The sequence below is a fragment of the Pseudomonas putida genome (assembly GCF_001941965.1).
In the GTDB taxonomy this organism is placed as follows: Bacteria; Pseudomonadota; Gammaproteobacteria; order Pseudomonadales; family Pseudomonadaceae; genus Aquipseudomonas; species Aquipseudomonas putida_L.
Genome location: NZ_MKZO01000025.1, coordinates 22,916 through 35,663, shown reverse-complemented (window position 1 = coordinate 35,663; position 12,748 = coordinate 22,916). Strand labels below are relative to the sequence as shown.

10 protein-coding genes are annotated in these 12,748 nt (G+C 64.5%); 5 read left to right on the top strand and 5 right to left on the bottom strand.

Annotation, left to right across the window (positions count from 1 at the left end; genetic code table 11):
- Positions 1 to 89 precede the first annotated feature (89 nt).
- The 3 genes from PSEMO_RS14490 to PSEMO_RS14480 form a co-directional block, all read right to left on the bottom strand.
- On the bottom strand, positions 90 to 1,436 hold the full coding sequence (locus PSEMO_RS14490; protein ID WP_075803683.1) for an ATP-binding protein: 1,347 nt from the start codon (positions 1,434 to 1,436) through the stop codon (positions 90 to 92).
- Positions 1,433 to 2,110: a response regulator transcription factor gene (locus PSEMO_RS14485; RefSeq protein WP_075803682.1), complete on the bottom strand. Its 678-nt coding sequence runs from the start codon at positions 2,108 to 2,110 to the stop codon at positions 1,433 to 1,435. The genes PSEMO_RS14490 and PSEMO_RS14485 overlap by 4 nt, the downstream gene beginning before the upstream one ends.
- An 83-nt stretch (positions 2,111 to 2,193) precedes the next feature.
- Positions 2,194 to 2,793, bottom strand: a complete 600-nt coding sequence (locus PSEMO_RS14480) for an outer membrane protein (RefSeq protein WP_075803681.1) — start codon at positions 2,791 to 2,793, stop codon at positions 2,194 to 2,196.
- A gap of 142 nt (positions 2,794 to 2,935) precedes the next feature.
- Here PSEMO_RS14480 and PSEMO_RS14475 point away from each other — a divergent pair, with 142 nt between their 5' ends.
- Entirely contained in the window at positions 2,936 to 3,724 is a 789-nt protein-coding gene (locus PSEMO_RS14475; RefSeq protein WP_075803680.1) for a dienelactone hydrolase family protein, read from the top strand.
- Positions 3,725 to 3,884: 160 nt separating this feature from the next.
- Entirely contained in the window at positions 3,885 to 4,586 is a 702-nt protein-coding gene (locus tag PSEMO_RS14470; protein WP_075803679.1) for a 4'-phosphopantetheinyl transferase family protein, read from the top strand.
- A gap of 3 nt (positions 4,587 to 4,589) precedes the next feature.
- Here PSEMO_RS14470 and PSEMO_RS14465 read toward each other — a convergent pair whose 3' ends face one another.
- Positions 4,590 to 6,200: an ATP-binding protein gene (locus PSEMO_RS14465; RefSeq protein ID WP_075803678.1), complete on the bottom strand. Its 1,611-nt coding sequence runs from the start codon at positions 6,198 to 6,200 to the stop codon at positions 4,590 to 4,592.
- Positions 6,197 to 6,922, bottom strand: coding sequence for a response regulator transcription factor (locus tag PSEMO_RS14460; RefSeq protein WP_075803677.1), 726 nt, complete (start codon positions 6,920 to 6,922; stop codon positions 6,197 to 6,199). Before PSEMO_RS14460 ends, PSEMO_RS14465 begins: the two co-directional genes overlap by 4 nt.
- Before the next feature lie 764 nt (positions 6,923 to 7,686).
- Here PSEMO_RS14460 and PSEMO_RS14455 point away from each other — a divergent pair.
- The 3 genes from PSEMO_RS14455 to PSEMO_RS14445 all read left to right on the top strand — a co-directional run bounded on the left by PSEMO_RS14455 (position 7,687) and on the right by PSEMO_RS14445 (position 12,724).
- Positions 7,687 to 10,593: a ribonucleoside-diphosphate reductase subunit alpha gene (locus PSEMO_RS14455; RefSeq protein WP_075803676.1), complete on the top strand. Its 2,907-nt coding sequence runs from the start codon at positions 7,687 to 7,689 to the stop codon at positions 10,591 to 10,593.
- 177 nt (positions 10,594 to 10,770) lie between these two features.
- Positions 10,771 to 12,018, top strand: a complete 1,248-nt coding sequence (locus tag PSEMO_RS14450) for a ribonucleotide-diphosphate reductase subunit beta (RefSeq protein ID WP_075803675.1) — start codon at positions 10,771 to 10,773, stop codon at positions 12,016 to 12,018.
- 193 nt (positions 12,019 to 12,211) lie between these two features.
- A complete protein-coding gene (locus PSEMO_RS14445) occupies positions 12,212 to 12,724 on the top strand; it encodes a BRO-N domain-containing protein (RefSeq protein WP_075803980.1) in 513 nt (170 codons plus the stop codon).
- Positions 12,725 to 12,748: the final 24 nt, after the last annotated feature.

Sequence of the window (12,748 nt, the reverse complement as noted above, 5' to 3'; positions counted from 1 at the left end):
AGATCAGGGTTGGCGGATTTCCGCCCGGGGCGGAATTTCGCCAGCCCAGGTTGGCGGATATCCGCCTACGAAACGCAGGGAATTAGCCGTCAGTCGGCGGTGAAGCGGATGCGGAACGCGGCGCCGCCCAGCGGTGAATCGTCGAGGGTCAGGCGCGCGTCATAGCTGTCGATGATGTCCTTGGCCACCGCCAGGCCGATGCCCTGCCCCGGGTACTGGCGGTCGAGGCGCTCCCCGCGCTGGAGGATGCGCTCGCGCTGGTCAGGCGGCACGCCGGGGCCGTCGTCCTCGATACACAACTCGAGCGCGCCCTCCGTCTCGTGCAGGCTGATGCGCACCTGGCCCAGGCACAGGCGCCAGGCGTTTTCCAGCAGGTTGCCGAGCAATTCCATCAGGGCGCCCCGCTCCATCGGCACCCGGGCATCGTCGGCCAGGTCGAAGGCGACCTCGACCTGCTTGTCGCGATAGACCTTGGCCAGGGTGCCGCACAGGCTCTCCAGCAGCGGCCGCAACTGCACCTGATGGCGCACCAGGCCGCTTTTGCGCAGGCTGGCGCGCTGCAACTGGTAATCGATCTGCTGGCTCATGCGCTCGATCTGGCTTTGCAGGACCCGCGCCTGCTCACGGTCCGCAGGCCGTTGGGCCATGCCTTCGCTGACGCCCTGCAACACCGCCAGCGGGGTTTTCAGGCTATGGGCCAGGTCGCCCAGGGAGTCGCGGTAGCGCCCGCGCTGCTCGCGCTCGCTGCGCAGCAGGCGGTTGAGAGAGCGGGTCAGGCGCAGCAGCTCGCGGGGATGCTCGCCGCTGAGGCCTTCACGGGCGCCGGACTCGATTTCGTCCAGCTCCACGGTCATCCGCCGCAGCGAGCGCAGGCCCCAGGTCAGCCCGGCCCAGAGCAGCAGCATCAGGACCAGCAGCGCTGCACCGAAACCGAGATAAAGCTTCTCGCGCAGGCCATTCAGGGTTTCCCGGTATTCGCGCACCGGCTGCAGGGCGACGATGCTGTAGGCCGCATTCTTGCCACCGAGCAGCTTGACCTCGACGTCATAGACGAAGAACTCCTCGCCATCGTCCTGGTGGATCCGTGCGAACTCGTTGCCACGCCCGTCATAGCGCGGCTGGTAGTTGATGTTCTCGTTGGCGGTGGCCCGCGAGCGCCAGACCAGGCGGCCGTCGCGGTCATAGATGTAGCCGAGCAGGCGGCTGTCCGGCAGGTTGAAGCGTTCGTCCGGCAGCAGCACCGGCATCATCAGCCGGTTGTTCTCCACCCGGGCGGCGGAAATCAGGGTGGTCACGTCCGAGGCCAGGCGCTGTTCGATGGACTCCTGCAGGGCCAGGCTGAAGGTCTTCTGCAAGGCCGGCAGCAGCGCCAGCATGAACAGCAGCGCCAGCAGCGCCGCCGCCAGCATCAGGCGTACCCGCAGGGAGCGGATCATCGGCAGCGCTCGGTGAACAGGTAGCCGAGGCCGCGCACGGTGTCGATCGGCTTGAAGCCGCAGTCGCCCTCGAGCTTGCGCCGCAGGCGGCCGACCAGCACTTCGATGACATTGGGATCGCGTTCGTCGTCGTTGGGGTAAAGCTGCTCCATCAACCGCTCCTTGGCCACCACCTGCTGGTGATGGCGCATCAGGTATTCGAGGATGCGGTATTCGTAGGCGGTCAGCGCCAGGGGTTGCTCGTCCAGCACCGCCTGCTTGCGGTTCAGGTCCAGGCGCAGGGGGCCGGCGGTGATGGTCGCCTGGGTGAAACCGCTGGAGCGGCGCAACAGGGCATTCAGGCGGGCTTCCAGCTCTTCGAACTGGAACGGCTTGACCAGGTAATCATCGGCCCCGGCGGCCAGGCCCTCGACCTTGTCCTGCCAGTTGCCGCGGGCGGTGAGGATCAGGATCGGGAAGGTCTTGTCGAGGGCGCGCAGGCGGCCGATCAGTTCCAGGCCGCTCATGCCCGGCAGGCCGAGGTCGACGATGGCCAGGTCGTGGTTGAACTGTTCGGCCTGGTACAACGCCTCCTCGGCATCGCCCACGGCCTCGACCACATGGCCGCCTTCGCTCAGACGGCTGTAGAGGTGGTGGCGCAACAGAGCTTCATCCTCGACCACCAGCAATTTCATTGGCATCGCTCCTGGGTAGTGCGTGACGCGCAGAATAGCAGCGAACCGGCCCGTTCCTAGGGGCCGGTTCAGGCAACTGTGGCTCAGAATTTGTAGTTGGCCGACAGGTAGGTCTGCGCGCTGCTGGTCAGGCGCAGGGCGCCGAGCTTGCTGTCGCCGCGCTCGCCCAGGTCGGTGCTGGCGTTGCTGCGCAGGTAGCGGTAGCCCAGCTCCACCGAGGCATTGTCGGTGACTTGCTGGAGCACGCCGCCCTGCAGGCCGACCGCATAGCCGATGTCGCTATCGCGGCTGGCGCCTGGCGAGTCCTGGGTCAGCTTGGTCAGGCCGGCGCTGGCACCGCCGAACAGCTTGGTGGTGCTGCCCACGGGGTAGAACAGGTCGTAGCTGCCGAGGAGGTTTTCCTGACGCAGCTTCAGGCCGTTGTGGGTGCCGGAAACGTTGTCGTAGGTGGCGTAGTAGCGGCCCTCGTCGTTGATCCGGCCGAGGCGGATGCCCCAGGTATCGTCCTTGCCGATGATGCCGTCGGTGTTCTGGTTGCCGAGGTTCTGCTCCAGGCCGCTGGACTTGCGGACCTTGTCGCTGGTCTGGCCGTAGGTGAGGCCGCCGAAGGTATCGTCGGCCTGGACGCTCATGCTTGCGCCGAGGACGGTCAGCGCGGCCAGCAGGGTGTTGATGCTTTTCATGATGATGTTCTCCACGGTGATGCGCGGTTGGGGTATGGGCGCTAGAGTACGAAGCCGGCCCTGAACCGCGGCTGAACCCCGCCTGAACCTGGGCTGAACGAGTTTTCGCTTCTTCATGATTTAGAGAACAGGAGTACCGATCATGCGTTTGATGCTTGCTGCCGCCCTGCTGGGCGCCGCCGGACTGGCCCAGGCCGCCGTGCAGACCCGTGAAATTCCTTATCAGGACGCCGACGGCAAGCGCCTGGTCGGCTACTACGCCTACGACGATGCGGTGAAGGGCCCGGTGCCGGGCGTGGTGGTGGTGCATGAATGGTGGGGCCTGAACGACTACGCCAAGCGCCGCGCCCGCGACCTCGCGGCCATGGGCTACAGCGCCCTGGCCATCGATATGTATGGCGACGGCAAGAACACCGAGCACCCGGCGGATGCCATGAGCTTCATGCAGGCGGCGCTGAAGGATCCGGCCGCGGCAGCCAAGCGCTTCGATGCCGGCGTGGCACTGCTCAAGCTGCAACCGCAGACGGACAAGGAACGGATCGCAGCCATCGGTTACTGCTTCGGCGGCAAGGTGGTGCTGGATGCGGCGCGGCGTGGGGAATCGCTGGCGGGCGTTGCCAGCTTCCATGGCGCGCTGGTGACCAGCACGCCGGCGACGCCCGGTAGCGTGAAGACGAAGATCCTGGTGGAACATGGCGCGGCGGACAGCATGGTCACGCCGGAGCAGGTGCTGGACTTCAAGAAGGAGATGGATGCGGCCGGGGCGACCTATGAGTTCGTCAGCATCCAGGGGGCCAAGCATGGCTTTACCAATCCGGATGCCGATCGCTTGAGCCATGGCGAGCATGGTGGGCCGGATATTGGCTACAACAAGGCGGCGGACGAGAGCTCGTGGGCGGATCTGCAGGCGTTCTTCAAGAAGATCTTCTGACTCCGGGTACACAACAAGACCTGTGGGAGCTGGCTTGCCAGCGATGAGGCCATCAATGACAACATCGGTGTCAGGTCGGGCCCTATCGCTGGCAAGCCAGCTCCCACAGGGTTCTCTGCCAGCCTATCCAGCCAGCATGGCCCACGGCACAATACCCGCCATGAACCGACTCCCCACCTGCTGCTCCCCGCTCCAGCATCACTGGCCCCTGCCCCGCCCGGTCCCCGGCGCGCAGCTGGTCAGTTGCACCTTCGACCCGGCCGCCCTGCGCGCCGACGATTTTCAGCGCGCCGCCATCGAACAGACACCCGCCCTGCAACGCTCGGTGGCCAAGCGCCAGGCCGAATACCTCGCCGGCCGCGCCTGCGCCCGCGCCGCCCTGCAACACCTGGATGGCCGCCTCTACGTCCCCGCCACCGGCGATGACCGAGCCCCCGTCTGGCCAGCCGATATCGCCGGCTCCATCACCCACGGCAAGGGCTGGGCAGCTGCGGTAGTTGCCTACAAGAACGACTGCCAGGGCCTCGGTCTCGATCAGGAAACCCTGCTCGACGACGACCGCGCCGCACGCCTGGCCGGCGAAATCCTCACCGAAGCCGAACTCCAGCGCCTCGACCCGGCTCGCCGCAGCCTGGCCGTGACCCTGACCTTCTCCCTCAAGGAAAGCCTGTTCAAGGCCCTCTACCCGCTGGTGCTCAAGCGCTTCTACTTCGAACACGCCGAAGTGCTGGAATGGTCCGACGACGGCACCGCGCGCCTGCGCCTGCTCACCGACCTGTCGCCAGAGTGGCACCACGGCCGCGAGCTGGAAGGCCAGTTCTGCCTGATGGGCGATCACCTGCTCAGCCTGATCGCGGTCTGAACGCTATTCCCCGCCCGGCCCCTGCTGCTCCCGCGGCCAGCTCAGGCTGAAACAGGCGCCGCCGAGCCGCTGGCTCTGGCCCACCAGCGCCCGGCCGTTGTGCCAGTAGATGATCCGCCGCACGATCGACAGCCCCAGCCCATGCCCGCCGGACGAGCGGGTACGGCTGTCGTCGAGCCGGGTAAAGGGCGTGAAGATCCGGTCCCAGGCGCTTTCCGGAACCCCGGGGCCATCATCCTCGACATCGATCCGGCAACGCTGCAGGCCCAGTTGATAGCTAAGGGTCACCTGCGACTCGGCATGGCGCATGGCATTGCTCACCAGGTTCTGCAAAGCGCGGTGCAGATAGCGCGGCTCGGCCTCGACCCAGGCGCCCTCGCCGCCGCCCTGGGACACCCCGCGCAACACCTGCACTTCACGGCGCAGCGGCGCCAGCTCGGCAATCACCTGGTCAAGCAGCGCATCCAGGTCGACCCGCTGAAAATGCAGGGCCGGCGCGCCCTGTTCGAGGCGGGCGTACATCAGCATCTCGTCGACCAGCTTGTCGAGGTCCTGGATATCGCTGTCCATCCCGGCCAGGTGCTTGTCCCGGGCCTGCTCGGTGCTGGCACTGGCGATCATCTCCAGGCCGAAGCGCAGGCGCGCCACCGGGGTGCGCAGCTCATGGGACACCGCACGGACCAGTTCGCGCTGGATGGTCAGCGAGCGTTGCAGGTGCTCGGCCATGCCATTGAAGGCCTCGGCCAGGCGCCCCACCGAGTCGGCGCCCTCGGCGACCACCCGGGTGTCGAGGCTGCCTTGGGCGATCTGGGTGGCGGCCACCTCGACCTGGGACAGGCGCCGCTCCAGCTGGCGCACCAGCAGGTAGACCACCAGGCCGATCAGGCTCAGGCCAAGGGCGGCGATCAGGATCAGCAACTGCGGCGGATAGGGGTTCATCTGGTACAGCGGGCCGATTTCCAGGACCCAGGGCGTGCCGGCGATGCCGGCGAAGACACGGATCGAGTCACCGTCCTTGCCCAGGGCCATCACCGTGTCGCCCTCCTCGACCCGACGGCGCTGATCGTCATCCATATCGGCATCGTTCTGCGCCAGCAGGCGCAGGTCGAAGCCGAAGCCCTTGCTCTCTTTCAGCTCCGCCAGGCGCCGGCCCTGCTCGGCCACGGGATACCGCACCAGCTCGTCCACCAGCAGGTAGATGGTGGCCCGGGCCAGCTGCTCGCTGATCTGCTGCACTTCGCCGGTCAGCACCAGGTCACGGTTCTTGAGCTGGGCGACGATCCGCGCCTGATGCGGACCGAGGTGCTCGACCAGCACCTGGCCGCGTTGCAGGCGGGTACGCTGGCCGCCGTCGAGGTGGGCGTCGGTGCTGCTTTGTACATTCAGCGGAATACCCAGCAAGCGCTCCCACAAGGCCAGGGCGCGGGTGCGCTCGACGCCGTTCATCCGCGCCAGGTTGTCGGCCATCAGGGTGAAGGTACCGTGCGCCAGGCGCTCGCGGTACTGCCCGGCGCGCACTTCGTTAAGCAGGTGCAGGCTCAGGGTGCCGAGCACCGCCACCAGTACCAGGACGCCGAGCATGCCGCCATAGATGCGCAGGAAGATCGAGTTCATGCCTTGCTGCCCAGGGCCTCGGCGGCCTCGCGGACGAACAGGTAGCCCTTGCTGCGGATGGTCTTGATCATGCGGGGATGGATCGGGTCGTCGCCGATCTTCGGACGGATACGCGAGATGCGCACGTCGATGGAGCGGTCCTGGCCGTCATAGCCGACGCCGCGCAGGGAGGTGAAGATCTCTTCCCGGGAGAGGATGCGTCCGGCATTGCTGATCAGCAGCCAGAGCAGGTCGAACTCGGCGCCGGTGAGCTCGATGCCGGCCTCGTCCAGCCAGGCCTCGCGCAGGGTGTTGTCGACCCGCAGCGGGCCGAACTGCACGCTGCGCACCTCTTCCTCGACCGCTGGCGGCTCGGCCCGGCGCAACAGGGCGTTGATCCGCGCCAGCAGCAGGCGCGGGCGCACCGGCTTGCACACATAGTCGTCGGCGCCCAGATCCAGGCCCTGGACCTGGTCGAGGTCGTCGCTGCGCGCGGTGAGCATGAGGATCGGCCCGGGGTAGCGCTGGCGTACCTTGCGGCAGATGCTCAGGCCGTCTTCGCCGGGGAGCATCAGGTCGAGGATCACCAGGTCCGGCTGTTCATTGATGATGCGCGCCGCAGCCTTGGCGCCATCGCCTTCGACCTCGACGCTGAAGCCGTTGGCCTGGAGGTATTCGCGGGTCAGTTCGGCGAGCCGCTGGTCATCCTCGACGATCAATACCTGACAGCTTCGCTGCTCCACGGCCCCACTCCTGCGTCGTTGTTATTGGAATAGTGTCGCCAAAGGGCAACATCGGCCACGGATACTACGTGGCGCCCCGGGTACTGCCAACCGCCCGACCGGGTAAGGCAAATTGCCTGCCAGACGCGGCGGCAAGGCGCGCTTTTTGTGATAGGGTTCGCGCCCGCCAAAATCTCTCAGTCGCCTTTTCCTACATGAAAAAAGGATGACAGGCGGCGCGCTCTTGATAGGACGGGGCCTACAGCCAGTTGTCCCGATTCACACACAATCTACTCACAAGTTATCCACAGATCGTCGCCTTGCAATAGGCCCGATACCGCATTATCTTGTATCTCACGCACAACAAAACACTACATCTTGGGTTTTCATCAAAATCCCAAGCACAAGTCAAGCAGCGAACTCAAGCCCTTCAGCGGCTGTTTTTTTTGCTTGAACTTTAAGTGAATCCAGCAGCCAAACCGCTCCTGCGGAGGCGACCGTTGCAAGCCCTCGGGGGGCCTTGTTCCGGGTATGGATGCAGCAGGCCAGTGCCGCGCATCCGCACAGCAACAGATTTTGGGTTTTCGACCCAGGACTTTTGACTTCGGCCAGGGAGCGGCATGCGAATGCCCCTTTTTCCTGATCCGTCCCGAAGTCGGGTACACGCCCTGCCGCGGCGCGAGTGCTTTCGAGCCACGCCTGCGCCAGGTGCCTGTCGGACCTTTGGATGGAACGGTGGGCGCCCAAAAGGCGCCTGAACAAACATAGAGAACGTGGAGACACCCATGCACACCGACACAACTCGCGAGAACCCGCAGGCCAAGGCGCCGCAGGCCGCCGATTCGACTCAGGATCTGGCAGCGACCGCCCCTGGCCAACTGCGCGTGATCAAGCGTAACGGCACTGTCGTTCCGTACACCGACGACAAGATCACCGTAGCCATCACCAAAGCGTTCCTCGCAGTTGAGGGCGGCACCGCTGCCGCCTCGTCGCGCATCCACGACACCGTCGCGCGCCTGACCGAACAGGTCACCGCCACCTTCAAGCGCCGCATGCCGTCCGGCGGCACCATCCATATCGAAGAGATCCAGGACCAGGTCGAACTGGCCCTGATGCGTGCCGGCGAGCAGAAAGTCGCCCGTGACTACGTGATCTACCGCGAGCAGCGTTCCCGCGAGCGTGCCACCCGTGGCAACAATGGCGACGCCGCCGTGCAGCCGCACCCGAGCATCCGCATCACCCTGGCCGACGGCAGCCTCGCGCCGCTGGACATGAACCGCCTGAACACCATCATCTCCGAGGCCTGCGAAGGCCTGGCCGAAGTCGATGGCGACCTGATCCAGCGCGAAACCCTGAAGAACCTCTACGACGGCGTGGCCATCAAGGACGTCAACACCGCCCTGGTGATGACCGCCCGTACCCTGGTCGAGCGCGAGCCGAACTACTCGTTCGTCACCGCCCGCCTGCTGATGGACACCCTGCGCGCTGAAGCCCTGGGCTTCCTCGAAGTCACCGACAGCGCCACCCACCACGAAATGGCCGACCTGTACGCCAAGGCACTGCCGGCCTACATCGCCAAGGGCGTGGAATTCGAACTGCTCGACCCGGCCCTGGCCGGCTTCGACCTGGACCGCATGGGCCAGGCGATCAACCACGAGCGCGACCAGCAGTTCACCTACCTGGGCCTGCAGACCCTCTACGACCGCTACTTCATCCACAAGGATGGCGTGCGCTTCGAACTGCCGCAGGTGTTCTTCATGCGCGTCGCCATGGGCCTGGCCCTGGGCGAGAAAGACCGTGAAGCCCGTGCGATCGAGTTCTACAACCTGCTGTCGTCCTTCGACTACATGGCCTCGACCCCGACCCTGTTCAACGCCGGTACCCTGCGTCCACAGCTGTCGAGCTGCTACCTGACCACCGTTCCGGACGACCTGTCGGGCATCTACCACGCGATCCACGACAACGCCATGCTGTCGAAATTCGCCGGTGGCCTGGGCAACGACTGGACCCCGGTCCGTGCCCTGGGCTCCTACATCAAGGGCACCAACGGCAAGTCGCAAGGCGTCGTGCCGTTCCTGAAAGTGGTCAACGACACCGCCGTCGCGGTCAACCAGGGTGGCAAGCGCAAGGGCGCGGTCTGCGCCTACCTGGAAACCTGGCACCTCGACATCGAAGAATTCATCGAGCTGCGCAAGAACACCGGTGACGATCGTCGTCGTACCCACGACATGAACACCGCCAACTGGATCCCTGACCTGTTCATGAAGCGCGTCTTCGAAGACGGCAAGTGGACCCTGTTCTCGCCATCGGAAGTGCCGGACCTGCACGACCTGACCGGCAAGGCCTTCGAAGAGCGCTACGAGTACTACGAAGCCCTGACCGAGTACAACAAGATCAAGGTGTTCAAGACCCTCCAGGCCAAGGACCTGTGGCGCAAGATGCTCTCGATGCTGTTCGAGACCGGCCACCCATGGCTGACCTTCAAGGATCCGTGCAACCTGCGCAGCCCGCAGCAGCACGTGGGCGTGGTCCACAGCTCGAACCTGTGCACCGAGATCACCCTGAACACCAACAAGGACGAGATCGCGGTCTGCAACCTGGGCTCGATCAACCTGCCGAACCACATCGTCGACGGCAAGCTCGACCACGCCAAGCTGCAACGCACCGTGCACACCGCCGTGCGCATGCTGGATAACGTGATCGACATCAACTACTACTCCGTGCCGCAGGCGCGCAACTCGAACATGAAGCACCGTCCGGTCGGCCTGGGCATCATGGGCTTCCAGGACGCGCTGTACCTGCAGCACATCGCCTACGGTTCCGACGCCGCCGTCGAGTTCGCCGACCGTTCCATGGAAGCGGTCAGCTACTTCGCCATCCAGGCCTCCTGTGACCTGGCCGACGAGCGCGGCGCCTACGAGACCTTCCAGGGTTCGCTGTGGTCCAAGGGCATCCTGCCGCTGGACTCGCAACAGATCCTGATCGAAGCCCGTGGCGCCAAATACATCGACGTCAACCTGGACGAGACCCTGGACTGGGCACCGGTCCGCGAGCGCGTCCAGAAAGGTATCCGCAACTCGAACATCATGGCCATTGCGCCGACCGCGACCATCGCCAACATCACCGGCGTGTCGCAGTCCATCGAGCCGACCTACCAGAACCTGTACGTGAAATCGAACCTGTCCGGCGAATTCACCGTGATCAACCCGTACCTGGTCCGTGACCTGAAGGCCCGCGGCCTGTGGGACTCGGTCATGATCAACGACCTGAAGTACTACGACGGTTCCGTGCAGCAGATCGAGCGTATCCCGCAAGAGCTGAAAGACCTGTACGCCACGGCGTTCGAAGTGGAAACCAAGTGGATCGTCGACGCTGCCAGCCGTCGCCAGAAGTGGATCGACCAGGCGCAGTCGCTGAACCTGTACATCGCCGGCGCTTCGGGCAAGAAGCTCGACGTGACCTACCGCATGGCCTGGTACCGTGGTCTGAAGACCACCTACTACCTCCGTGCCCTGGCCGCGACCAGCACCGAGAAGTCGACCATCACCACCGGCAAGCTCAACGCCGTGTCCAGTGGTGGCGACAGCAGCGCCCCGGTCCAGGCCAAGGCCGCACCGGCCGCAGAACCGGCTCCAGCGCCAGTGCCTAAGGCCTGCGCGATCGACGAGCCGGACTGCGAAGCCTGCCAGTAAGGTGATCCGAGGCGTCCTGCGGGGCGCCTCGTTGCCGTACCAGGCCAGACACAACAAGACCGAAGCCAGCGCTTCGGCACTCAGATTCTGCGTGCACTGCTGTACCCCGACGCAAGCAACGCAACCAAGATCCACCGGCCATACTTTTCAACATGGCCCTCAAGCAGGAGACCCATCATGCTGAGCTGGGACGAATTCGACAAAGAAGACGGCGAAGCCGTCGCCAAGACCGGCGCTGCCGGCCAGTCCGCCGCTGCCGGCATCGACAAGCTGGACAGCGCCGGCGGTGCTGCCGCCCTCGAAGCCCGCGCCGTCACCTCCAACGACTCGGCTGCAGTGATGCGCGCCAAGGCGGCCCTGGACGAACTGGACATCGCCGAAGGCCTGGCCGAGCTGGAAGGCTCCGCTGCCCGTGTCGCGGTTGACGAAAAGCGCATGATCAACTGCCGCGCCGACCTCAACCAGCTGGTCCCGTTCAAGTACGACTGGGCCTGGCAGAAGTACCTGGACGGTTGCGCAAACCACTGGATGCCGCAAGAGGTCAACATGACCGCGGACATCGCCCTGTGGAAAAGCCCGGAAGGCCTGACCGACGACGAGCGTCGCATCGTCATGCGCAACCTTGGTTTCTTCTCCACCGCCGACTCCCTGGTTGCCAACAACCTCGCGCTGGCCGTGTACCGCCTGATCACCAACCCCGAGTGCCGCCAGTACATCCTGCGCCAGGCCTTCGAGGAAGCGATCCACACCCACGCCTACCAGTACTGCATCGAATCGCTGGGCATGGATGAAGGCGAGATCTTCAACATGTACCACGAGATCCCGTCGGTCGCGAAAAAGGCCGCCTGGGGCCTGCGCTACACCCGCGCGATCTCCGACCCGGAATTCGACACCGGCACCGTCGAGACTGACAAGGAACTGCTGCGCAACCTGATCGCCTACTACTGCGTCTTGGAAGGCATCTTCTTCTACTGCGGCTTCACCCAGATCCTCTCCATGGGTCGCCGCAACAAGATGACGGGCGTGGCCGAGCAGTTCCAGTACATCTTGCGTGACGAATCCATGCACCTGAACTTCGGTATCGACGTGATCAACCAGATCAAGATCGAAAACCCGCACCTGTGGGATGCCGAGATGAAGGAAGAAGCCACGCAGATGATCCTGCAGGGCACCCAGCTGGAGATCGAATACGCCCGTGACACCATGCCGCGCGGCGTGCTGGGCATGAACGCAGCGATGATGGAGGATTACCTCAAGTTCATCGCCAACCGTCGTCTGTCGCAGATTGGTCTGAAAGAAGAGTATCCAGGGACTACCAACCCGTTCCCTTGGATGAGCGAGATCATGGACTTGAAGAAGGAAAAGAACTTCTTCGAAACGCGAGTGATCGAGTATCAGACGGGTGGGGCGTTGAGCTGGGATTGATGGGCTTGCACCACACTGCTCTATGGAAAAGGCTGCCTTCGGGCAGCCTTTTTACTTTGTGTTTCAAAAGGCCCTCGGCAGGTTGACTGTTTGGTTTTGCTTTTCTAGCTTTGGTCCTCAGCGCCTAAGAACGCTCACGCGGCGGCAATCCGTTCCCGACAGAAACGGCTCTTCCATTACTGGCAGGCCGATCATGACCACCCTCTACGAACCAACCCTCTTCACCCGCCACAACCGCCCTCTCCACACCCTCTGGCTCGAATCCCAGGCCTGGTTCTGCGCCCGCGAACTCGGTCGCCTGATGGGGCGCTTCGTGGATGAGCGCTGTATCGGCCGGCTCGATCCGGATCAGTGGCGCACCCTGAAGCTGCTGCGCTACGGCCGGGAGGTGGAGGCGCTGATGGTTAGTGAGTCCGGGGCCTATACGTTGTTGGCACATCACTATGTGCCGGAGAACCGGTCGTTGCGGCATTGGCTGACCCATGAGGTGGTGGCGGTGTTGCGGGATGGGCAGGGAGCGGCTGGGGATGATGGACCGAGGTTGGGGCAGATGCGTTGGGGTGGGGAGCGGGTGGTGAGTTTGTTGTATTGGCAGAGCGAGCCTTGGGTGAGGTTGCGGGATATGCCGGTGGTGGTGGATGAGGTGGGGCCTGAGCTGCGGGAAACACGGTGGCGCGGGTGGGTGGGGCGGGTTTTGCGGTTTTGACGTCAGCTATAGGGTGAGGGCATT

Coding starts and splice junctions, on each gene's coding strand:
- PSEMO_RS14490 (WP_075803683.1), bottom strand. CDS start 1,436: ATGATCCGCTCCCTGCGGGTACGCCTGATGCTGGCGGCGGCGCTGCTG.
- PSEMO_RS14485 (WP_075803682.1), bottom strand. CDS start 2,110: ATGAAATTGCTGGTGGTCGAGGATGAAGCTCTGTTGCGCCACCACCTC.
- PSEMO_RS14480 (WP_075803681.1), bottom strand. CDS start 2,793: ATGAAAAGCATCAACACCCTGCTGGCCGCGCTGACCGTCCTCGGCGCA.
- PSEMO_RS14475 (WP_075803680.1), top strand. CDS start 2,936: ATGCGTTTGATGCTTGCTGCCGCCCTGCTGGGCGCCGCCGGACTGGCC.
- PSEMO_RS14470 (WP_075803679.1), top strand. CDS start 3,885: ATGAACCGACTCCCCACCTGCTGCTCCCCGCTCCAGCATCACTGGCCC.
- PSEMO_RS14465 (WP_075803678.1), bottom strand. CDS start 6,200: ATGAACTCGATCTTCCTGCGCATCTATGGCGGCATGCTCGGCGTCCTG.
- PSEMO_RS14455 (WP_075803676.1), top strand. CDS start 7,687: ATGCACACCGACACAACTCGCGAGAACCCGCAGGCCAAGGCGCCGCAG.
- PSEMO_RS14450 (WP_075803675.1), top strand. CDS start 10,771: ATGCTGAGCTGGGACGAATTCGACAAAGAAGACGGCGAAGCCGTCGCC.
- PSEMO_RS14445 (WP_075803980.1), top strand. CDS start 12,212: ATGACCACCCTCTACGAACCAACCCTCTTCACCCGCCACAACCGCCCT.